This is a genomic window from Actinacidiphila paucisporea, assembly GCF_900142575.1.
Taxonomy (GTDB): Bacteria; Actinomycetota; Actinomycetes; order Streptomycetales; family Streptomycetaceae; genus Actinacidiphila; species Actinacidiphila paucisporea.
Genome location: NZ_FRBI01000008.1, coordinates 268101 through 290221 on the forward strand (window position 1 = coordinate 268101; position 22121 = coordinate 290221).

At 71.4% G+C, this 22121-nt stretch carries 17 protein-coding genes; 14 read left to right on the plus strand and 3 right to left on the minus strand.

Features of this window, described 5'->3' with window-relative positions; all coding sequences use genetic code 11:
* Window positions 1-11: 11 nt before the first annotated feature.
* The 8 genes from BUE44_RS15260 to BUE44_RS15295 all read left to right on the plus strand — a co-directional run bounded on the left by BUE44_RS15260 (window position 12) and on the right by BUE44_RS15295 (window position 8606).
* On the plus strand, window positions 12-2453 hold the full coding sequence (locus tag BUE44_RS15260; protein WP_073498430.1) for a polyketide synthase: 2442 nt from the start codon (window positions 12-14) through the stop codon (window positions 2451-2453).
* Complete coding sequence (locus BUE44_RS15265) at window positions 2450-3283, plus strand: thioesterase II family protein (RefSeq protein ID WP_073498432.1); 834 nt, start codon at window positions 2450-2452, stop codon at window positions 3281-3283. Before BUE44_RS15260 ends, BUE44_RS15265 begins: the two co-directional genes overlap by 4 nt.
* 59 nt (window positions 3284-3342) lie before the next feature.
* A complete protein-coding gene (locus BUE44_RS15270) occupies window positions 3343-3834 on the plus strand; it encodes a flavin reductase family protein (protein WP_235002167.1) in 492 nt (163 codons plus the stop codon).
* Entirely contained in the window at window positions 3818-5083 is a 1266-nt protein-coding gene (locus BUE44_RS15275; RefSeq protein ID WP_073498436.1) for an AMP-binding protein, read from the plus strand. Before BUE44_RS15270 ends, BUE44_RS15275 begins: the two co-directional genes overlap by 17 nt.
* Before the next feature lie 217 nt (window positions 5084-5300).
* Window positions 5301-5780, plus strand: coding sequence for a hypothetical protein (locus BUE44_RS15280; protein ID WP_143172509.1), 480 nt, complete (start codon window positions 5301-5303; stop codon window positions 5778-5780).
* Window positions 5781-5783: 3 nt separating this feature from the next.
* Window positions 5784-7634: an alpha/beta hydrolase gene (locus tag BUE44_RS15285; RefSeq protein WP_073498441.1), complete on the plus strand. Its 1851-nt coding sequence runs from the start codon at window positions 5784-5786 to the stop codon at window positions 7632-7634.
* A gap of 7 nt (window positions 7635-7641) precedes the next feature.
* Complete coding sequence (locus tag BUE44_RS15290) at window positions 7642-8103, plus strand: hypothetical protein (RefSeq protein ID WP_073498443.1); 462 nt, start codon at window positions 7642-7644, stop codon at window positions 8101-8103.
* An 8-nt stretch (window positions 8104-8111) separates the two neighbouring features.
* Window positions 8112-8606, plus strand: coding sequence for a hypothetical protein (locus BUE44_RS15295; RefSeq protein WP_143172510.1), 495 nt, complete (start codon window positions 8112-8114; stop codon window positions 8604-8606).
* 118 nt (window positions 8607-8724) lie between these two features.
* Here BUE44_RS15295 and BUE44_RS15300 read toward each other — a convergent pair whose 3' ends face one another.
* Together BUE44_RS15300 and BUE44_RS15305 are read right to left on the minus strand one after the other, a co-directional pair.
* Window positions 8725-10080: an FAD-dependent oxidoreductase gene (locus tag BUE44_RS15300; protein ID WP_143172511.1), complete on the minus strand. Its 1356-nt coding sequence runs from the start codon at window positions 10078-10080 to the stop codon at window positions 8725-8727.
* 162 nt (window positions 10081-10242) lie between these two features.
* Window positions 10243-10977, minus strand: coding sequence for a helix-turn-helix domain-containing protein (locus tag BUE44_RS15305; RefSeq protein WP_073498450.1), 735 nt, complete (start codon window positions 10975-10977; stop codon window positions 10243-10245).
* A 195-nt stretch (window positions 10978-11172) separates the two neighbouring features.
* Here BUE44_RS15305 and BUE44_RS15310 point away from each other — a divergent pair, with 195 nt between their 5' ends.
* Window positions 11173-12135, plus strand: a complete 963-nt coding sequence (locus BUE44_RS15310) for an AfsR/SARP family transcriptional regulator (RefSeq protein ID WP_079189758.1) — start codon at window positions 11173-11175, stop codon at window positions 12133-12135.
* Here the strand turns inward: BUE44_RS15310 and BUE44_RS15315 are convergent.
* Entirely contained in the window at window positions 12105-12905 is an 801-nt protein-coding gene (locus tag BUE44_RS15315) for a helix-turn-helix domain-containing protein (RefSeq protein WP_079189759.1), read from the minus strand. The two genes, BUE44_RS15310 and BUE44_RS15315, sit on opposite strands and share 31 nt — an antisense overlap.
* 498 nt (window positions 12906-13403) lie before the next feature.
* Between BUE44_RS15315 and BUE44_RS15320 the strand changes: the two genes are divergently transcribed.
* The 5 genes from BUE44_RS15320 to BUE44_RS15340 form a co-directional block, all read left to right on the plus strand.
* Entirely contained in the window at window positions 13404-14600 is a 1197-nt protein-coding gene (locus BUE44_RS15320; RefSeq protein WP_235002168.1) for a cation:proton antiporter domain-containing protein, read from the plus strand.
* 26 nt (window positions 14601-14626) lie between these two features.
* Window positions 14627-17473, plus strand: coding sequence for a helix-turn-helix transcriptional regulator (locus BUE44_RS15325; protein WP_073498458.1), 2847 nt, complete (start codon window positions 14627-14629; stop codon window positions 17471-17473).
* A gap of 22 nt (window positions 17474-17495) precedes the next feature.
* Window positions 17496-19160 carry an NAD(P)/FAD-dependent oxidoreductase gene (locus BUE44_RS15330; protein ID WP_073498507.1) on the plus strand — a complete coding sequence of 555 codons (1665 nt, stop codon included), beginning with the start codon at window positions 17496-17498 and terminating at the stop codon, window positions 19158-19160.
* Window positions 19161-19328: 168 nt separating this feature from the next.
* Entirely contained in the window at window positions 19329-21230 is a 1902-nt protein-coding gene (locus BUE44_RS15335; RefSeq protein ID WP_235002173.1) for a 2-oxoacid:acceptor oxidoreductase subunit alpha, read from the plus strand.
* Window positions 21227-22121, plus strand: an 895-nt coding sequence (locus tag BUE44_RS15340) for a 2-oxoacid:ferredoxin oxidoreductase subunit beta (RefSeq protein WP_073492191.1), incomplete at its 3' end; no start/stop codon positions are given. The genes BUE44_RS15335 and BUE44_RS15340, both read left to right, overlap by 4 nt.

Below are 22121 nucleotides of genomic sequence, written 5' to 3' on the forward strand. Positions count from 1 at the left end.
GGCGGGACAGCATGGACGCCGATCAGATCCGCCGGCTGATGGAGGACCAGCTGAAGCACTCCCGCCGCCTCCAGGCCAGAATCCGCGAGCTGGAGGACGAGCGGCACGCCCCGCTGGCCGTGGTCGGCATGGCGCTGCGGCTGCCCGGCGGGCTCGACTCGCCGGACTCCTACTGGGACTTCCTGCGCGGCGACGGCACCGCCTACCGGCCGATCCCCGCGGACCGCCCCGGCCTGCGGGCCGTCTACGACCCGGTGCCGGGCAAGCCCGGCCGCTCCTACGTCGACCAGGCCGGCTTCCTCGACGACATCGCCCACTTCGACGCCGACTTCTTCGGCATCTCCCAGCGCGAGGCGAAACTCCTCGACCCGCAGCAGCGGATGCTGCTGGAGACCGCGTGGGAGGCGCTGGAGCGCGCCGCGGTGCCGGTACGCCGCGCCGACCGGCTCAACGTCGGCGTCTACCTCGGCATGATGGCGTCGGAGTACCTGGAGCGCCTGGAGGACCGCGAGGACACCACCGGCATCGACCCGTACTACACCACCGGCGGTGGGCTGTGCTTCGGCGCCGGACGGATCAGCCACGTGATGGGCTTCAGCGGCCCCGTCCTCAGCGTCGACACCGCCTGCTCCTCGTCGCTGACCGCACTGCACCTGGCCGCCCGCGGCCTGCGCAACGACGAGTGCCGCTACGCGCTGCTGTGCGGCTCCAACCTGCTGCTGTCCGCGAACCTGATGGTCTCGCTCAGCCAGACCAGGGCGCTGTCCCCGACCGGCAGGTCGAAGTCCTTCCTGGCCTCCGCCGACGGCTACGGCCGCGGCGAGGGCGTCGGCGTGCTGGTCCTGATGCGGCTGGCCGACGCCGAGCGGGAGGGCCGCCCGGTGCTCGCCGTGCTGCGCGGCACCGCCGTCAACCACGACGGCGCCGCCTCCGGGCTCACCGCCCCCAACGGCCCCGCCCAGCAGGAGGTGATCCGCGCCGCGCTCGCCGACGCCCGCGTCGACCCGGCGGAGATCGGCTGGATCGAGGCGCACGGCACCGGCACCGCGCTGGGCGACCCCATCGAGGTCGGCGCGCTCGACGGGGTGATCGGCGAGGCGGTGCGGCAGCGCGGCTTCCCGCTGCCGATCGGCAGCGTCAAGTCCCGGCTCGGCCACCTGGAGGCCGCCTCCGGCATCGCCGCGCTCATCAAGACCGTGCTGATGCTGCGGCACGGCGAGATCCCGGCCGCGGCGGGGGAGGACGACGGCCCGCTCAACCCGCACATCCCCTGGGAGACCACGGGCTTCACCGTGCCGCGCGCCAACCAGCCCTGGCCCGAGCAGCTGCCGCGGCGGATCGCCGGCGTCAACTCCTTCGGCATGAGCGGCACCAACGCGCACGCCCTCCTGGAGGCGTACGAACCGGCCGCACGCGGCGGGCAGCCGGCGTCCGGCGAGGACATCGAGGACGGCGGTCCTGACCTGCTCACCGTCTCCGCGAAGGACCCGGCGGCGCTCGCGATCCTCGCCGGGCGGCTCGCCGACCGGCTCCGCAAGGGCGACCCCGGGCAGACCGCTTCGCTGTGCCACACCCTGCGCTGCGGCCGGGCCGCCCACCCGGTGCGGCTCGCCGTCACCGGCAGCAGCGCCGCGGAGTTGGCCGACGAGCTGGACGCGGCCGTCGAGGGCCTGTCGGACGGGGCCCCGGCGCCGCGGGCCGACCGCACCGCGGCGCCGCGCGAGGTGACCCTGCTCCCGGGCGCCGACGCCGGCGCGCTGTCCGCGGCGGTGGGCGTCCTCGTCCGGGCCTTCCCCGGGCCGGCGGACGGCGGGTCCCCGGCCGGGCAACTGGCCGCGCTGCTCGGCCGGTTCGGTCTGCGGATCGCCCTCGGTAGGCAGGACGGCGGCCCGGCCCGGCTGCGCTGGCAGTCCGGCGGTGAGCGCCACGAGACGCCGCTGACCGGCGGCCGGCCGCAGGACGCGCACCGGATGCTGCTCGCCGCGCTCGGCGAACTGTACGCCGCGGGCGCCGAGTTGCGGTTCGACGCGCTACGGCCACCCGCCGCGCGGCTGCTCGGCGACCTGCCCACGTACCCCTTCCAGCGGCGCCGCTTCTGGATCGACGAGCCCGCGATGGGCGGCGCCGCCCGCGACGGCGGCGCCGGTCCCGCGACCCGCGGCACGGACGCACCCGACCCGGTGGACACCGCGGCCGTCGAGGCCTTCCTGCTCGGCCAGTTGCAGGAGGTGCTGCACTCCGACGAGCCGCTCGACCCGGCGCTGTCCTTCCTGGACGGCGGCGGCGACTCCTTCATCTCGACGCTGTTCATCACCCGCGTCGAAGAGCACTACACCTTCGGGCTGACCGCCGAGGAGCTGCCGCTCGACCTGCCGCTGACCGAACTGCTCGGCACGCTCGCCAGGGACATCACCGACACCGCCCTGGCCGACCGGGCGCAGGCCGCCCGATGAACGGCCGCCAGGCGGTGGCGTCCCGCCCCGAGGACGCCGCGGCCGCCTTCGTCCGCCCCAGGCCCGTCGCGGAACCGCGGCTGCGGCTGGTGGTGATCCACCACGCCGGCGGCTCGGCGGCCGCGTACTTCCCGCTGAGCCGGCTGCTGCCGCGCGACTGGGACCTGCTGCTGCTCGACCTGCCGGGGCGCGGCAAGAGCCACACCCAGCCGCCGCTCGCCGACATGGCGCACCTCGCGGCCTGGACCGCGGACCGGATACGCCCCTGGGCGGCCGGCACGCCGCTGGCCCTGTTCGGCCACAGCCTCGGCGCGGTCGTCGCGCACGAGACGGCCCGCCTGCTGGAGGCGGACGGCGCGGCCCCCGCGTGGCTCGGCGTGTCCGGCAGGGCCGCGCCCGGCCACCGGGTGCCCGACGGCCTGCCCGACACCGACCTTCCCGACGACGAACTGATGCGGCGGCTCACCCTGATGGGCGGCATGCACCCGCGGATCGAGGAACTCCCCGACTTCCGGGAGCGCTTCCTGCACCTCGTACGCAACGACCTGCGTGCGGTGGCCGGTTACCGCCCTGACCCCGCACGGCCGCCGCTCGGCATACCGCTCACCGCGATCGGTGCGACCGACGACCACGTCGCGCCGCCCGGCACCCTGCCCGGCTGGGTCGCGCAGACCCGGGCGCGGTTCGCCCGGCTGGTCTTCGACGGCGGGCACTTCCACTTCCTGGGCCCGGCCTTCCCCGACTTCGCGGCCCGGCTCGTCCAGGAGATCCACCAGGCGCTGCAACCGGCCCAGGCCGGCCGCCAGGCGTTCCACCCCAGCACCGTGTGAACCCGTCAGGAAGGCTCCGGCTCATGACGCAGCAACCGATACCGGACATACGTCCGCTGATGAGCGCGTTTCCGACCGGCGTGTCGGTCATCACCTCGCTGGCACCCGACGGCGTACCGTGGGGGATGACCTGCACCTCGCTGTGCAGCGTCGCCCTCGACCCGCCGACCCTGCTGGTCTGCCTGCGGCGCGGCAGCCCGACCCTGCAGGCCGTCCTGGACAGCGGTGCGTACACCATCAACCTGCTGCACCAGGCCGCCCGGAGCACCGCGGAGCTCTTCGCCTCCGGCGCCACCGACCGCTTCGAGCGGACCCGCTGGGCGATGCAGGACCCCGCCTGCGGCCCGCACCTGGTCGAGGCGGCGCACACCATCGCCGACTGCCGCGTCGCCGACGTGCACGAGATCGGCGACCACGCGGTGGTCATGGGCGCGGCCGTCGCCGTCACCCAGCTGTCCTCGCAGTGGCCGCTGCTGTACGGCATGCGCCGCTACGGGGCATGGGCCGAGTCCGGGCAGGACGTCCACCTCTCCTATGACTTCATCTCCTGACCGGGCGACCGCCACGGTCGCACCACCGGCTCCCCGGTCCGCGGAACGCCCGCTCCAGCTGACCGCCGCCACGGCCGCGCAGCTGACCCTCGACGCGATGTTCGCCAGGGTCGCCGCCCGCAGGCCCGACCACACCGCCGTCCGGGTCGGCTCGGGCCGGCTCACCTACCGGGGCGCGGAGCAGCGCGCCCGACAGCTCGCGTCGCTGCTGGTGCTCGGCGGCGTACAGCTCGGCGACCCCGTCATCGTCTCCTGCGTCGACCACCGCCGGTCACTGGTGGCGCAACTGGCGGTGCTCAAGGCCGGCGGGGTGGTCGTCCCGGTGCCCGCGGGCACACCGGACGCGGCGCTGCGGGACATCGCCGCGCTCAGCGGGGCGCGGACCGTCCTGTGCGGCCAGGCCCACCGGGCCGCCTGGAAGGGCATCCAGCTGGTGGTGCCCATGGACGACCCCGCCACCTGGCAGCGCGCCGAGGCCGTACGCCCCGACGACTCGCTGCCCAGGTCCAGCCCGATCGACCCGGCGTATCTCCTGCTCGCCCCCGGTACGGACACCGTGCCCGGACCGACCGGCGAACTCATCGACCACCGCGCCTGGCAACTGGCCGCCGCCGCCCGCATCCAGCGGGTCGGTGCCGCCGAGCACGGCGTCGAGATCCGCCAGCCCGCCCCCTGCGGCCCGGTGACCCTCGCCGCGATGTGGTGGGCCGTCGCGTCGGCCGGCACGCTCTACTGCGGGCCGCCCGAGGGACCGCTGACCCGCTCGCCGGTCGCCGTGCTCACCCCGCAGCAGTACGACCGGCTGCTGGTCCCCGGCGCGGCCGGGCCGCGCACCGTCGTCCTCGTCGGCGACCCCTGCCCGGCGGAACTCGCGGCGCGGCACCGGGCGCTGCTCCCCACGTCCCGGCTGTGGGCGGAGTTCGCGCCGGCCGGCGGGGCGCTGCCGTGGACCGCGCTCGACCTCTCCCACCCGGGCGAGCCGGTGGCCACCGGCTCCGGCCGGCGCCGGGGCCTGAACGTCGGCGGCGCCGTCGCCGGCGTACGCATCCAGATCCTCGACGAGCGCGGCGCGGCACTCCCCGGCGGCATCGGCGAGGTCTGCGCGGTCGGCCCGGCCCTGGCCTTCGACCGCGTCTTCCACCACGCCCCCGGCCGCGCCTTCAACCCCGACCCGGGCCCGGTCCTCCACGCCTCCCTCCGGGGCCGCCACACCCCGGACGGCCACCTCACCGTCTTCCCCGCGCCCTAGGCACAGCCCAGGACACCCCAGCGGACCGCCCGCCCGGCCCGGCTCGCGGACGACCCGCCCCATGCACTCGCCGCCCGAGCCCGCCCCCGACGCGCCGCCGAGCCCGGCGGAAGGGGTGAACTGAGTACGGCTACTCATGCCCCGACCCCTACGCCGCCGGGTAGTTTGGGGGAGCGGATCACCTGAAGTGACGTGTGGGCGGGGAGGGGTGGGGGCCGTGACGTTCGAAGCGGAGTGGGCCGGGATCCAGCGGGAGGTGGCCGGCGGGCCGGTGTTGACGCCGGCGCACGCGGACGCCGGCGGGGGTGGTGGCGGCACGCCCGACGCCACCGGCGGTGATGCGGGCATGGCCTCCGACATCGCCGCGTGGAAGGCGGCGGCGAAGGGCGTGGGGACGCTGGCCGAGAACCTGGCGCAGGCGGGCACCAGGCTCTACGAGGCACAGCAGGGCATGGACACCAGCCTCCAGTTCACCGACTCCACCTTCGAGACGCTGTCGGCCCAGGCCGAGCTGCATCCCACCTGGAGCGGCTACGTCAGCAGCCTGCTGGCCCGGTGCGCCGCCCTGCAGAAGCAGTTGGAGGCCGCAGGCGCGACGCTATGCGTCAGTGACGACGTGATCAGGTCGGAGTTCGACAGGCTGGACGACGGCTACCAGGACACCCCGGCCGTCGGCGGTCAGAGCCTGGGGGCCTGATCCGTGGACGTACCGGCTCTCCACTTCCTCAAGACCCCCCAGTTCGAGGGCCTGGCCGATGGCTACCGCGCGCTGAGCGACATGGCCGACCAGGGCGGGGGCGACATCGAGAACGGCATCAGCGCGAAGATGCGGGTCGCAGGGCTGGCAGGCGTCGGCGCGGACGCGGCCCACCGCCAACTCAGCGAGGTTGCACTGAACTTCCACTACATACGGGTGGAATGCGGCCTGGTCAGCACGGCCTTGCGGGCCTTCGTCTCCGATATCGGTCCGGCCAAGGCGAAGTTCGACGCGGCCGTCGCGGACGCGGCGACCCACGGGTTCACCGTCGGAGACGACGGCTCGGTCGCGTACCCGGAGGGTGGCGAGGACAAGGGAAAGCCCGTCGCGGGCGGTACGGCGACGAGCGTGGCGGATCCCGCCGCCCGCGCGATCTCCCACCAGGCCGCCCACTTCGACCCCAACCCGCATCACGCCGTGGCCCAGGACATCGCCGAGCGGATCTCCGACGCGCTGCGCGAGGCCACCTCGGCCGACGAGAAGTGGGCGCCGCAGTTGCGCAAGCTGATGGCCGACGACGATCTGACGGTCTCGGCGGCGGACTGGGCCGACGCCCAGAAGGACATGCAGGGCGTCGAGAGGGACGCCGCGTCCTACCTCAGCCACCTCAAGCCGCCGCCCGGCAACGGCACGCCGCGGGACAACGCGGACTGGTGGAAGAGCCTGTCGCCCCAGGAGCGGGCCGACTACCTTGCCGCCTACCCCGACCGGATCGGCGCCCTCGACGGCCTGCCCGCGACCGTGCGCGACGATGCCAACCGCACGGTCCTGGCCGAGACCCGCGGTAAGTACCAGACGCAACTGGACTCGGTCCCGCCGCCGCCTCAGGAGGTGTGGGCCGACATAGCGGACCCGTCGGGCCGCGGGGTGCACACCCCCGAATGGACGGTGTGGAATGCGCTGTACGGCGACAGGTACCGCGATCTGGCGCATGTCCGAGGCCGGGTGAACGGGATGAACGCCATACAGGACCGTTTCGATGCCACCGGCACCGACGGGCTTCCCGAGGCGTACCTCCTGGGGTTCGACCCTGAGGGGAAGGGCGACGGGAAGGTCATCCTGGCCAACGGTGATCCCGACACCGCCGACCACACGGCCGTCTACGTGCCCGGCACGACGTCCAAGCTCGACAAGATCGGCGGTGACATCAACCGGGGGGTGAACCTTTGGCAGGCCAGCCGTCAACTGGACCCGACGGGCACGGTCTCCACGATCACCTGGTTTGACTACAACGCCCCTGACGACATCCCGGCGGCCACTGGCGACTCGTACGCGCACTCCGGCGCGCCCCGGCTGCGCAGCTTCCTCGACGGCAACGCGGCAGCCCATCAGGCAGCCACCGGGGGCCACGGACATACCACCCTCATCGGCCACAGCTACGGCAGCACCCTTATCGGCGACACTGCGAAGTACGATCCCGACAACGACTTCCGCACACCCGACCCGCTGCCCGTCGACGACGTGATCGCGGTCGGTAGCCCGGGCATGCAGGCCGAGCACCCCGGTGACCTCGGCCTGGACCCCACCCACATGTGGGCGGAGGGCGGGGGCGGTCTCGACCACGTGGTCCGCGACGGCGGCCGCTTCATGGGCCTCGGTGGCGGAGGAAACATCCCCACCGACCGGGCGTTCGGCGGCAACGTGATGCAGTCGGACGCCGACAACCACAGCGCGTACTGGAACATGCACGGCCACCGGCCGTCGGTCAGTCTGGCGAACCAGGCCGCAGTGATCACGGGTCGGTACGGTGACACCCAACTCGTGTACGAGTCGCCGTACGGAGCACCGAGGTAGTGAGGAAATGAGCAACGTGTCCGAAGAGTTCGGCTACGAGCCGCGGGTCCGTGCCGCCGGTGCGGTGAAAGAGGAGATCGCCGAACTGTCGAGTGCCGTACTCGACGTGGCGCGAGTCAGGGCCCGGATAACCGAGGGCGGCCCGCTGGAGTTGCCGTGGGACGCAGGCGTGGACCCCGATGCTTTTCACAACGTCACGCACCTGTGGTCGCTGTACGGAGTGGGCAACGACGTGCTGGGGCGGGGAATGGCATCGCTCGCCGAACACTTGCCGGAACGCGGCTGGACGGTGGTGCGGGACGGTCCCGACTCAAGCCCGAACAGAAACCGAGAGATCCTTGCCACCCACATGGCGACGCACGCCCAACTCCAGGCCCGCTGGATGAAGGGTCTCGACGGCCACGAACCGCTGATCGCCTTTTCCGTCAACTCGCGTTTCTTCGTGCCGGCACCGGAGGCCGGCCGGTGAGGCCGCGCGTGGCACAGGCGGTGACGGTCGCGGGTGTCCTCGCGCTGGCCGCGGGGTGCGGAGGCGGGGCGAGCACGCCCGAGCACGACCCGGGGGAGGTCAAGTCCCAGGTCGCCGACGAGTCGAGAGCGGTCGCGGGCATGACGCACGTCACGGGGAAGACGACCGAGGCAGCCCCGCCGAGGGGCACCCCGACGGACATGTCGTGCGACGAGGACAACGAGGACGGCCCCGACCGTCAGATGGCGCAGTCCTGGTCCCTGTACGGGGTGGACAACACGACCCTGGGCAAGGGGATGGCCGATCTCGCCGCAGGCCTTCCCCCGCAGGGCTGGAAGGTGGTGAAGAACGGCCCGGACTCCAGCAGGAACAGGAACCAGGAGATCCAGGCGACCCACCTGGCGACGAAGACGCAGATCGACGTGACCTGGATGAAGGGTCTCGACGGCCACGAGCCGCTCGTCCACTTCACCGTCTACTCGGACTGCTTCCGCGCCAAGTAGTAGCCCACCTCCGCCCGCACGGCGGACAGGGGCGCGGGGAACTGCGCGCCATGTCCCGGTGTGCGCCCCCCACCGGCCGGCGGGGTGGGGGGGCGGGCCCGGTGGCCCGGTGCGGGCGTCAGTCCGCCGGGTTGGCGGGGGAGTGGCGGGCCGCGAGGAGGGAGCGGATCGCCGGGCCGGGGCGGAAAATGGAGGACGGGCGGGCCAGCAGGTGCTGCATGTCGAGGAGTACGAGGTGGGACTCCTGGGAGACATGCGTGGCGAGCATGAGCCGGCGTACGTACCGGTTGACCAGCCCGGTGCCGGGCGGCCGCGGCCCCACCGTCTCGGGGTACATGAAGTCGCTGCCCGTGGACATCTGCCACGGCGTCGCGATGGCCGCGGCGGCCTTGCGGTAGTACGCGCGCGCCATCCGCGCGGACGCGCGGCCCTCCTCGTCGAGGGTCTCGCCGAGGGCCACCGCCTCCATCGCCCCGACGGTCATGCCCTGCCCGTAGAGCGGGTTGAAGCTGCAGATGGCGTCGCCCAGGGCGACATAGCCGGTGGGCAGGACGCGCAGCCGCTCGAAGTGGCGCCGCCTGGCCTGCGGGTAGGTGAACTTGTGGGCGCGCATCCCGTCCAGCGGCTCGGAGGAGGCGAGGAGCTTGGCGACGTGCGGGTCGGGGAGGTTCTCGGCGAACTCGGCGAAGCCCTCGGGGTCGGTCGGGGCGTGGGAGCGGTGCCAGCCGCCGAGGGTCACCATCCAGCGGTCGCCCTCGACGGCGAAGACGGCCGCCGCGCGCTTGTCGTGCGGCGGCACCGCGGACATCAGGTAGAGCAGCCCGCCGCCGTCCCCGCCGATCCGGTCGCCCGGCGCCCGGCGCAGCACCCTGGTGGTGTAGCCGACGTCGACCTTGAGCTTGGTGACGTCGGGCGCCGGGCATTCGAGCCGCCTGAGCCAGGTGTCGGTGCGGTCGCCGCTGCGTCCGGTCGCGTCCACCACCAGGTCGGAGCGCAGGATCTCGCCGCCGTCGAGGACGACGCCGCAGACCCGCCCGGGGGAGCCGTGCAGGTCGATGACCGAGACCTGGTGGCGTACCGTCACGTTGGGGAGCGCCCTGACCCGTTGCCTCACGGTGTGCTCCAGATACGCCCGGGTCAGGCTGATGCCGAGCTTGCCGCTGCTGAACCTGGCCCGCAGCGCGCCCATCTGGTGGAAGAGCAGGTCGGAGCCGGCGTCGTAGGGCACGGCGCCGCCCTGGATCAGCTCGTCGGTCAGCCCGGGGAAGACCCGGTCGAGCACCTGCCGGCCGCTGATCAGCAGCGCGTGCGCGTGGCCGCTCTGCGGAACGCCGCGGCGGTCGCTCGCGTCGTCGGGCAGGGTGTCGCGGTCGATGACCGTGACGCGGTCGAATCTGGCCGACAGCACGGCGGCCGAGACCAGTCCGCTCATCGAGCCGCCGACGACGACCGCATGTCCACCGATTGTGCCCACAGATCCTCCAGGCCTCGCGACCAACTGGACAAAGGAGTCGACTGGACATAGGAGTCCGAGTCGATTCTTGGCCGGAGGAACGGAAGTGGCATCTCCCTGGTTGCTGGGCTTTCTACGGCGCTCGTATACCCGTGCGCGGCCAATGCATGCCATGCACGGGGGCTAGCAGCCGAAGAGATTGGGAACGGCGAGTCCGAGTTGCGCCCGGTCGGCTTCCACTGCCCGGAATTTCGTCGGCGCCGTCAATATCACGTCAACGTTCACAACGCTTCCCGGATCAATCTGAAACGGTCCCGCCTGGCCGACGACGACGTCGTACCTGCCGCCGCCGACCGTCCGGGAAACCGCTTCGACCATCCACATTCCCGAGGGAATGTGCGCGATGTTCCACAAGTCCGTCGAGTTGCCGCTGCGGCAGCACCGGGTGGCCTTGTGGCCGTTGAGCGACACCGGGAACGCGGCCAGATAGACGGGCTCACGCAGCAGACCGTCACCGCGCCTGGTACGCCCGGTCACCGAGCCGTACGTGAAGTGCGTCGTCTCGGCGCCCGCCACCATGTCGACGATGGAGCTGCCGAGCGAGCTGAGCCGCCGGTACTTTCCCGGCGAAACACCGACAACCTTGGTGAACCGCGAGGTGAACGCCCCGAGGCTCGCGTAGCCGACCTCATCGGCGATGTCCGCGATGCTCCGCTCGGAGCGGAGCAGCTTGCGGCGGGCCTGCTCCATCCGTACTGCGAGCAGGAAACCGGAAGGAGTCAGTCCGGTCTCCTGGTGGAACAGCCTGGCCATGTGGCAGGGGCTCAGCCTGGCCATACGCCCGAAGTCGGCGATGGACAGGTTGCCGTCAAAGCCCTCATGAATGCCTTGAACCACCCATTCGATCTCGGTCCGCACCCGTGCTCAGCCTCCCCGTATTGGGCCGCACGTGACAACTCGGTCACGATAACCACGTGCTATGTGTGAGGTCAAGGAGTCTCAGGCCCACAGTTGTCGAACGGAACTGAGCAATCCGGGCGATGCGTACGGGGTGTCCCGCACGCACCCTTGTGGTGTCTACTTGAAAGAGCGACGGGATCTGGACGGGGGATCATGCAGCTGGAATTACTGGGGCCCATTCGCTTCTGGCGGCACGGTGAGGAGGTGTCGCTCGGCCCTCCCAAGCAGCGGGCCGTGCTCGGCCTGCTGGCCGGCCGGCTCGGCGAGATCGTCAGCGTGGAGCAGATCGTCGACGGGGTGTGGGGCCGTGAGCTGCCGCAGTCCGCGGCCAGCGGCGTGCACACCTACGTGGCCGGTCTGCGGCGGGTGCTCGATCCGGCCCGCGGCCGCCGCAAGTCCGGCGGCGTCCTGGTCTCGGCGAGCGGCGGCTACAGCCTGCGACTACCGGCCGAGGCCGTCGACGCCCAGCTCTTCACCCGGCACCACACCGCCGCCCGCAGCCTGCTGGCGAACGGCCAGGCGGAGGCGGCCATCGGCCAGTTGGAGCGCGCGCTCGCGCTGTGGCACGGGGACGCGTACGCCAATGTGCCCGGGCCCTTCGCCGAGATCGAGCGAGTGCGACTGACCGAGTCCCGGCTGATGGCCGTGGAGGAGTGGGCGGATCTGCTGCTCACCGCCGGCTGGCACAACCAGGTGATCCCGGCGCTGGTCGGCCACGTCGGCCGGGAGCCGCTGCGTGAGCGGCTGCGCTCGCTGCTGATGCTGGCGCTCTACCGGTGCGGAAGGCGGGCCCACGCGCTGGGCGTCTACCGGGAGACCAGGGAGCTGCTGATGGCCGAGCTGGGGGTCGAGCCGGGTCCCGAACTGAGCGCGCTGCACGAGCAGATACTCAACGGGCACCCCGCGCTGATGCCCCGGACGGTGCCGGGGAGTGTGCAACTGCTGCGCTCGATGACGGCCGCTCCGGCGGGCGTCGAACGCTGGCAGACGGCCGATCCGCGACCCGAGCTGCGGCCGCAGGTCAGGCAGTCCCCTGCGGCCGGCGCGGCCGCCCGCAGGGTCCCGTACGCCCGGCAGGCGGCGGACTACACCGCGGTCGCGGAGGGCTCGCGGTAGCCGGTGAGCAGCTTGCGGGGGGTGGTGACGCCAGGCATCTGGTGCGGCAGGGCGAGCAGCACCGGTGGCCGGAACCACTCCGCGGGGCGAGGGGACAGGATGACCCGCTCGTGCCGCTCGGCCGTCACCGCGTCCTGGTCCCGCATGGTCAGTGCGCCCGTACAGTCCACCAGTTGGACCGGCTGTCGCCATTGTCTGGTGCGACAGCCGGCGGCACCTGGTTCCGGCAGGGTGGCCGCGTGCAGGAACCACGTGCCCGCGGGAACCCCGGTGAGCCGGAAAGGGCCCGGCGCCTCCAATACCGCGCAGACCGCTGGTCTGCCTTGGAGGATCGGGCTGTCGAACAGCCCGACGAAAACCTCCGTGCGACCGGTTCGCCACGGTCTCACATAACCCGAGACGCTGTTCCTGCCGGTGCTCGCCGGCCGCTGCGGGTGGGGCAGCGGGACCGCGGTCGCCGACTGCCGGTACTGCGTCGGCGGCAGGCCCACGGATTCGGTGAACCTGCGGGTGAAGCTGCCGATACTGCTGTAACCGACCTGCGCCGAGATGTCCGACACCTTCAGCGAGGTGTCGAGAAGCAGGCGTTTCGCCTCGGCGAGCCGGACGGCGCTCAGAAAGCGCCCCGGGGTGACCCCGGTGGTCCGCCGGAAGGAGCGCAGGAAGTGGAACTTGCTGACAAGCACCATTTGCGCCAGTTCGTCGAGGGTGAGCGGCTCTCCGTACTTCTCCCGGATGACTGCCACTGCGCGCTGAACTATGTACTCCATGAAACACTCCCAGGTCGTGAGGGTTCATTCGAAATACTCACAAACCGACGGGGCAGCCAGAGTGGCGCACGACCGCATAAGGAAGTACTCGGGTAAATCATTTATTTCGCGCCGATTATCGGCACGCAAATAACATGTTGCATCCCAGAGTCCCCCGTGAGTTCCCGTCACGCTCTGTGCTATAGAGGCGGTGATGAACCGGTGTGGCGGAGTTGATCCTTGCATCTCTGCGCCCCCGGTGTCTTCTTCATCCTTGCGAATCCGCCGGATCCGGCACGTATTCGCAGGTCAGCGGCTTCCAGTGGGCGTATAGACGCTCTTTAGGCGCTCCCGGAAGAATCAACGGGTGCCGAGTCGAATGCCTGACAAGGTTGTTCCGCGGCCGGCAGCGTGCGATGAAGTCAGATGCTCCACGGCAACTGAGAGGGCCACGCTATGTCGAGCCATCAAGTACAACTTCTATTCGTTGACCTCGCCTTAATCGTGATCGTCGCCCGGGTGGTCGGCAGACTTGTCGCCCGTTTTGGGCAGCCTGCGGTGATCGGTGAGATCCTCGGCGGGATTCTGCTCGGTCCCACACTTCTGGGCGGCACCGTCAACACGCTCTTCCCGATGGGCGTACGCCCGCTGCTGACCGGAATGGCCGACGTCGGCGTCGCTCTGTTCATGTTCACCGTCGGCCTGGAGATCGAGAGCCGGCATCTGCGCGGCCGCGGCTGGCTGACCGCGGGCACCGCGCTCGGCTCCATGCTGGTGCCGTTTTCGCTGGGCATCGGCATGGCGTTCTACCTGCTGCACAACCACCCGGCCGACCGGCACGGCACCTTCATCGTCTTCATCGGCCTGTCGGTGTCGGTGACGGCCTTCCCGGTCCTGGCCCGGATCCTCACCGACCGCGGCCTGTCCCGCACCACGCTGGGCGGCATCGCGCTGGCCACCGCCGCCATGGTCGACGTGCTGGCCTGGACCGGACTCGCCGGGGTCCAGGCCGTCGCCGCCGAGGGCGGCCACCACTGGCGGCTGATCCTGGCCATCCCCTACCTGCTGGTCATCATCCTGATCGTACGACCGGTGCTGAGCTGGCTGGTCGGCAACGGCACCGCGCTGCGGCCGCAGAACCCCAGCGCGGTCCTCGTGGTGCTGGTCGGCATCCTGCTGTCGGCCGCGGCGACCGAGGCGATGGGCCTGCACTTCATCTTCGGCGCCTTCATCTTCGGCCTCGTCACCCCCAAGGGGACGGCCGTGCACGCCTTCCACACCGAGATCACCGACCACATCGGGCGGATCTCCGGACTGCTGCTGCCGGTCTACTTCATGGTGGCCGGCCTCGGCGTGGACCTGCGGCACTTCGGCGCCACCCAGGCCGGCGAGCTCGGCGTCATCCTGCTGGTCGCGATGGTCGGCAAGTTCGGCGGCACCTACGTCGTCGCCCGGCTGCTGAAACTGCCGCCCAGACCGGCCTGCGCGCTGGCCGCGCTGATGAACACCCGCGGCCTGACCGAACTGGTGATCCTCGGCGTCGGCAAGCAACTGGGCCTGTTGGACGGCCCGCTGTACTCGCTGATGGTCGTGATGGCCGTCGTCACCACGATGATGACGGGACCGCTGCTGAACCGGATCTACCACCGTCCTGTCGTGGTGCCGGAAGCCCCCAGTGTCCGCCTGCCGGAGGCCCAGGAAGTTCCGTCGGCCTGACGGCCAGAGCACGGGGAGGAGCACCGATGCGGCTCATCGAACGCACCGCGGAACTCGCGGAGATCGACGGCCTGCTCACCGAGTGCGCGGCCGGCACCGGCGGCGCGGTCCTGATCAGTGGCGCCATGGGATGCGGCAAGTCCGAGCTGCTGACCACACTGCTCAAGCGGGCCTCGGAGCAGGGCTACGTCGTTCTGGACGCGGTGTGTTCGGCGGCCGAGCAGCGCTCGCCCGGCGGGGTGCTCAACCAGCTGCTCCGGTGCACCGCCCCGCTCTCCGGCGGCCCGGACGGGGACACCGCCGGTGTCTCGCCGCTGCTGGAGCGGGTCGGTGCCTTCCCGCCGTTCGCCGACCAGGAGGCCGGGGCCGAGGAGGCGGCACTGCACCCCGCCGTCACCGAGGCCCTGCGCCGCCTGGTGCTCTGGGTGCTCGACACCGCAGAGCACACCCCGGTGCTGCTCTGCGTGGACGACATCCAGCTCGCCGACGACATCTCCCTCTACTGGCTCCTGCAACTCGTACGCCAGCTGCGGTCGTCCAGGATCGCGCTGGCCCTCACCGAGTGCCCGCTGTCCCGGCCGGTCTACCCGCGGCTGCGGGCGGAACTGATGCGGCAGCCCAACTACCGCCGCATCACCCTCGGCCCGCTGACCCCCGCCGGCGTCAGCGGGCTGATCGCCGACCACCTCGGCGCTCTCGCCGCCGCCGAGCTGGGCGCGGAATGCCACGCGGCCAGCGGCGGCAACCCGCTGCTGGTACGGGCACTGGCCGAGGACAACCTCGGGGCGGCCCCGGGCCACCGGCACGCCGCCGACGTACGGCTGTCCTGCGGCGAGGCGTACCGCGACATGTACCTGAGCCTGCTGCACCGCGGCCGCACCCCGCTGCTGCGGCTCGCCCAGGTCCTCGGCATCCTCGACGGCGACCTCAGCGACGGCCTGGTGCTCCCCGGCGCCCTGCTCGACGGCGAGCCCGCCGAGATCGCGCGGGCCGAGCAGGCACTGCACTCCGCCGGCCTGCTCACCGGCCGCCGGCTGCGCGGCCCCGCCGCCCGGCAGGCCGTCCTGGACAGCCTCAGCGCCGCCGAGCGTTGCGAACTGCACCAGCGCGCCGCCCAGTTGCTCTACCACGAGGGCGCCGCCGTCACCCGCGTCGCCAGCCATCTGCTGGCCTGCGACGAGATATCCCAGCCCTGGGCCGGCACGGTGCTGCGCGAGGCGGCGGAGAGGCATCTGGCCGGCAACCGCACCTCCGAGGCGCACGCCTGCCTCGACGCGGCCCTGCGGATCTGCGTGGACGAAGGCGAGCAGGTCTGCCTCAAGGCGCTGCTCGCCTCCACCGCGTGGGCGCTCAACCCGTCCATCAGCGCCCCGCACCTCGGCGAACTCGCCGTCGCCCTCCGCGACGGCCGGCTGCCCGACCGGCATGCCCTGATGCTCGCCAAGTACCTGCTGTGGCACGGCCGTTTCGACGAGGCCGTCGACGCCGTCCAGCGGATGGTCGAACGCGAGGAACTGTCCGACCCCGGTTGGGCGGTGGAGGTACGCGCCACCCGCGAGCTGCTGTCCGCGTCGTATCCGGTGCTGGTCACCCAGCAGGGCCGCGGCGCCCGCCGGCCCGTCCTGGACGCCGGCCACCGCTCCCGCTCCGACGAGGACCCGCGGGTACGCGGCGCCGCCGCCCTGTCGCACGTCCTCGCCCACGGCCCCGACGACGCCGTCGCCTCGGTCGCCGAGGAGGCCATGCGGGCCATGCGGCTGGGCAAGAACACCCAGGAGTGGCTCATGTGCGCGGTCGCCGCGCTGGGCTTCTCCGACCGGCTCGACGCCGCGGGCAGCTGGTGCGACCACTGGCTCGAGGAGTCACGCGCCCGCCACGTCCCGCTGTGGGTCGCCGAATTCTCCTCGCTGCGGGCCGGCATCGCCCTGCGCGAGGGCCGCCCGGCCCGCGCCCGGCTGCTCGCCGAGGCCGCGCTCGCCCAGGTGCCCGCCGACAGCTGGGGTGTCTGCATCGGCGGCCCGCTGGCCAACCTCGTACAGGCCGCCACCGACACCGGCGACTTCGAGGCGGCCGCGGCGTACCTGCAGTTCTCCTTCCCCGAGGGGATGTTCTCCAGCCGCTTCGGCCTGTACTTCCTGCAGGCCCGCGGCTCCTACCACCTCGCCACCGGGCGCCCCTACGCCGCCCTCGACGACTTCATGGCCTGCGGCGACCTGATGGCCCGCTGGGGCTTCGACCAGCCCACGCTCGTGCCCTGGCGCAGCGAGGCGGCCCGCGCCCATGTGATGCTCGGCGACCAGGGCCGCGCCTACACGCTGGCCCGCGAGCAGATGGACATGGTCGACCTGCGGCCCAGCCGCGCCCGCGGCATGTCGCTGCGGGTGCTCGCCGCGGCAGGCCCGCCGGCCGCCCGGGTGCCGCTGCTCAGCGAGGCCGTCGAGGTGCTGCAGATCTGCGGCGACCGGCTGCAGCTGGCCGGCGCCCTGGCCGACCTCGGCCGCGCCCACGCCGAGTCCGGCCGTCCTGGACGGGCCCGCGCCCCCCGCGAGTCCGCGCTCCGGCTGGCCCGCGAGGCCGGCGCCGTACCGCTGGAGCGCGAACTGGTGGCGGAACTCGCCGGCAGCGACTCCCCGGCGGGGGAGCGCGACAGCAGGCTCGCCGCGATCGCCCAGCTCAGCGGCGCCGAGCGCAGGGTCGCCGTGCTCGCCGCACGGGGCCACACCAACAAGGAGATCTCGCAGAAGCTGGTCGTCACCGTCAGCACGGTGGAGCAGCACCTCACCAGGATCTTCCGCAAGCTCGGCGTCACCACCCGAACCCAGCTGCCGGCGGAAAGCACGCTGGCGGCCGTAACCGACCGGCAGACCTGTTGACAAGGAAGGCTAGGTGAGGGACGTGCAGCAATCCAGCTCCGCCCACCCGCGCAGCAACGAATTCGACGTGGCCATCCTGGGCAGCGGCATGGCCGGCGGCCTCCTCGGGGCGGTGCTCGCCCGCAACGGCGTGCGGGTGCTCCTGCTCGACGCGGGCACCCACCCCAGGTTCGCCGTCGGCGAGTCGACCATCCCGTACACCTCCGGCATGACCCGGCTGCTCGCCGACCGCTACCAGGTGCCCGAGCTGATGCCGCTGTCCAGCTTCAAGGGCATCCAGAAGCACGTCACCCGCAGCTGCGGCCAGAAGCAGAACTTCGGCTTCGTCTACCACCGCGAGGGCGAGGCGCAGAACCCGCAGGAGATCAACCAGCTGGTGGTGCCCTCGGCGATCAGGACCGAGACCCACCTGTTCCGCCAGGACATCGACGCGTACCTCTTCAACGTCGCGGTGAAGTACGGCGCCCACGCCCGGCTCGCCACCCGGATCTCCGACGTCGACATCGACCCGGCGACCGGGGCGGTGCTGCGCGCCGACAGCGGCGAGGAATTCCGCGCCAAGTACGTCGTGGACGGCAGCGGCTTCCGCTCGCCGCTCGCCGAGCGCTTCGGCCTGCGCGAGACACCCACCCGCGCCAAGACCCACACCCGGGCGATGTTCACCCACATGATCGGCGTCAAGCGGTTCGACGACGCGCCCGCCGCGAAACTGCACGACAAGCCCAACCCGTGGCACAACGGCACCCTGCACCACGTCTTCGACGGCGGCTGGCTGTGGGTCATCCCGTTCGACAACCACGAGAACGCGCAGAACCCGCTGTGCAGCGTCGGCCTGACCCTCGATCCGCGCAAGTACCCCAAGGGCGAACTGAGCGCCGAGCAGGAGTTCGCCGACTTCCTCAAGCGCTTCCCCGAGATCGCCTGGCAGTTCGAGGGCGCCAAGGCCGTACGCCCCTGGGTGTCCACCGGCCGGCTGCAGTACTCGGCGAACCAGGTGGTCGGCGAGCGCTACTGCCTCACCTCGCACGCGGCCGGCTTCATCGACGCGCTCTACTCACGCGGCCTGACCAACACCCTCGAAGTGGTCAACGCGCTGGGCTGGCGGCTGATCGCCGCCTCCCGCGACGGCGACTGGTCGCAGGAGCGCTTCGGCTACGTCGACGCCCTGCAGCAGGGGCTGTTCGACTTCCACGACGACATCGTCTACAGCTCCTTCGTCGGCTTCCGCAACTACGAGCTGTGGAACGCCGTCAACCGCACCTGGATGCTGGGCACCATGCTCGGCAACGTCATGCTGGAGGACGCCTACTACCGGTTCATCAAGACCGGCAGGGACGACGTCTTCCTGGAGCTGGAGCAGACGAAGTACCCCGGATCGCCGCTGCCGGTGAGCCCCGGCTTCAACGACATGGGCCGGCTGGTGCGCGAGCAGTGCCAGCTGGTCGACGAGGGCAAGACCGAGGCGACCGCCGCCGCCCACCGGATCCTGGAGCACATCAGGAACGCCGACTTCATCGCACCCTCCTTCCGGCTCGGCGAGCGCGACACCCGCTGCTTCAACATGTCCCCCGGCAAGATGGCGCGCAACGCCGTCTGGTGCCGCCGCGAGGCCCCGCCGGAGATCGGCCCGCGCATGATCAACGCCAGCAAGGGCCTGGTCAGGATGCGGCTCAAAGGCGGTGAGTGAACAAGCCGGCCGCGGTAAGGACCGCGGCCCGGCGCGAGGATCAGGACCGGTCCGCCCCGAGGCCCCAGCCGGGGGCGGCCGGTCCGGCCAGTGCTGCCCAGCGGGGGCAGCTGCTGCTTCAGGAGGCCCAGTAACGTGACCAGCCAGGTCGAAGAGGCGGAGCACACATTGCCCGCCACCGTGCCCGACGCATCGGTCAGGACCGCCAAGAAGGTCCAGAGCGTGGACCGGGTGATTATCCGGTTCGCTGGTGATTCCGGTGATGGTATGCAGCTCACGGGTGATCGTTTCACGTCGGAGACGGCGTCGTTCGGTAATGATCTGTCGACGTTGCCGAATTTCCCGGCGGAGATCCGGGCGCCCGCGGGGACGTTGCCGGGGGTGTCGTCGTTCCAGTTGCATTTCGCGGACCATGACATCCTCACCCCGGGGGACGCACCGGATGTGCTGGTCGCGATGAATCCGGCGGCGTTGAAGGCGAATCTGGGTGATCTGCCGCGGGGTGCGGAGGTCATCGTGAACACCGACGAGTTCACCCGGCGGGCGCTGGCGAAGGTCGGCTGGTCGGCCAGCCCGCTGGACGACGACTCGCTGGCCGGCTTCGCGGTCCACCGGGTGCCCTTGACGACACTGACCCTGGAGGCCCTCAAAGACTCCGGCCTCGCACGGAAAGACGCCGAGCGGGCGAAGAACATGTTCGCTCTGGGATTGCTGTCGTGGATGTATCACCGCCCGACCGCGGGCACCGAAGCGTTTCTGTTGCGGAAGTTCGCGAAGAAGCCGGATATCGCGGCGGCGAACGTGGCGGCATTCCGGGCGGGCTGGAATTTCGGGGAGACCACCGAGGACTTCGCGGTGTCCTACGAGGTCGCACCGGCGTCGGCGGCATTCCCGCCGGGCACCTACCGGAACATCTCGGGGAATCTGGCCCTGTCCTACGGGCTGATCGCCGCATCGAAGCAGTCGGGCCTGCCGCTGTTCCTGGGCTCCTACCCGATCACCCCGGCCTCCGACATCCTCCACGAACTGTCCCGCCACAAGAACTTCGGGGTGCGGACCTTCCAGGCCGAAGACGAGATCGCCGCGATCGGCGCGGCCCTGGGCGCGGCGTTCGGCGGGGCACTGGCGGTCACCACGACCTCCGGTCCCGGGGTCGCGCTGAAGTCCGAGACGATCGGGCTCGCGGTGTCGTTGGAGTTGCCGCTGCTGGTGGTCGACATCCAGCGCGGCGGCCCCTCGACGGGCATGCCCACCAAGACCGAGCAGGCCGATCTGCTGCAGGCGATGTACGGCAGGAACGGTGAGGCACCCGTCCCGGTGATCGCCCCGGCCACCGCCGCGGACTGCTTCACCGCCGCCCTGGAAGCCGCCCGTATCGCGGTGGCCTACCGCACCCCGGTCTTCCTGCTCTCCGACGGCTACCTCGCCAACGGCTCCGAACCCTGGCGCATCCCCGCGGTCAGCGAACTCCCCCAGTTGCGGGTGGACTTCGCCACCGCCCCCAACCACACCGACCCCGACGGGACGCAAACCTTCTGGCCCTACCTGCGCGACCCGCAGACGTTGGCGCGGCCCTGGGCGGTACCCGGAACCGCGGGCCTGGAACACCGTATCGGCGGGATCGAGAAGCAGGACGGCACGGGCAACATCTCCTACGACCCGGCCAACCACGACCTGATGGTCCGCACCCGGCAGGCCAAAATCGCCGGCATCACCGTCCCCGACCTCCAGGTCGACGACCCCACCGGTGAGGCCACGACGCTGGTGCTGGGCTGGGGGTCGACCTACGGGCCGATCACCGCCGCGGTCCGGCGCATCCGCCGCACCGGGACACCCATCGCACAGGCCCACCTGCGCCACCTCAACCCCTTCCCCGCCAACCTCGCCCACACCCTGGCCGGCTACCGGCAGGTCATCGTCCCCGAGATGAACCTCGGCCAGCTCGCCCACCTGCTGCGCGCCGCCTACCTGGTCGATACCCGCTCCCTGACCCAGGTCACCGGCCTGCCCTTCAAAGCCGAACAACTCGCCCAGGCCATCACCGGGATCATGAAGGAGATTCGGCCATGACTGACGCCCTGACCCTGGTCCCCAAAGCCACCGCCACACAGACGATGAAAGACTTCAAATCCGACCAGGAAGTCCGCTGGTGCCCCGGCTGCGGCGACTACGCCGTCCTGGCCGCCGTCCAGTCCTTCATGCCCGAACTCGGCCTGGCCCGCGAGAACATCGTCTTCATCTCAGGAATCGGCTGCTCCTCCCGCTTCCCGTACTACATGAACACCTACGGCATGCACTCCATCCACGGCCGCGCCCCCGCCATCGCGACCGGACTTGCCACCTCCCGCCGCGACCTGTCGGTCTGGGTCGTCACCGGCGACGGCGACGCCCTCTCGATCGGCGGGAACCACCTCATCCACGCCCTGCGCAGGAACGTCAACCTCAAGATCCTGCTGTTCAACAACCGCATCTACGGCCTGACCAAAGGCCAGTACTCCCCCACCTCGGAGACCGGGAAGATCACCAAGTCCACCCCCATGGGATCCCTGGACGCCCCCTTCAACCCCCTCTCCCTGGCCATCGGCGCCGAAGCAAGCTTCGTGGCCCGCACCATCGACTCCGACCGCAAACACCTCCAGTCCGTCCTGCGCGCCGCCGCCGACCACCCCGGCACCGCACTGGTGGAGATCTACCAGAACTGCAACATCTTCAACGACGGCGCCTTCGACGCCCTCAAAGACTCCGCGACCGCCCACGAGGCCCTCATCCGCCTCGAACACGGCCAACCCATCCGCTTCGGCACCCCCGCACCCGACGGCCTGGGCTCCAAAGGCGTCATCCGCGACCCCGCGACCGGCGACCTGACCGTCGTGGACACCACCACCACCAACCCCGACCAGATCCTCATCCACGACGCCCACGCCACCAGCCCCACCACCGCCTTCGCCCTGACCCGCCTCG

Bases quoted from the DNA above. Each gene is read 5' to 3' on its own strand.
- BUE44_RS15260 (WP_073498430.1), top strand. From the start codon at position 12: ATGGACGCCGATCAGATCCGCCGGCTGATGGAGGACCAGCTGAAGCAC.
- BUE44_RS15265 (WP_073498432.1), top strand. From the start codon at position 2,450: ATGAACGGCCGCCAGGCGGTGGCGTCCCGCCCCGAGGACGCCGCGGCC.
- BUE44_RS15270 (WP_235002167.1), top strand. From the start codon at position 3,343: ATGAGCGCGTTTCCGACCGGCGTGTCGGTCATCACCTCGCTGGCACCC.
- BUE44_RS15275 (WP_073498436.1), top strand. From the start codon at position 3,818: ATGACTTCATCTCCTGACCGGGCGACCGCCACGGTCGCACCACCGGCT.
- BUE44_RS15290 (WP_073498443.1), top strand. From the start codon at position 7,642: ATGAGCAACGTGTCCGAAGAGTTCGGCTACGAGCCGCGGGTCCGTGCC.
- BUE44_RS15310 (WP_079189758.1), top strand. From the start codon at position 11,173: ATGCAGCTGGAATTACTGGGGCCCATTCGCTTCTGGCGGCACGGTGAG.
- BUE44_RS15315 (WP_079189759.1), bottom strand. From the start codon at position 12,905: ATGGAGTACATAGTTCAGCGCGCAGTGGCAGTCATCCGGGAGAAGTAC.
- BUE44_RS15325 (WP_073498458.1), top strand. From the start codon at position 14,627: ATGCGGCTCATCGAACGCACCGCGGAACTCGCGGAGATCGACGGCCTG.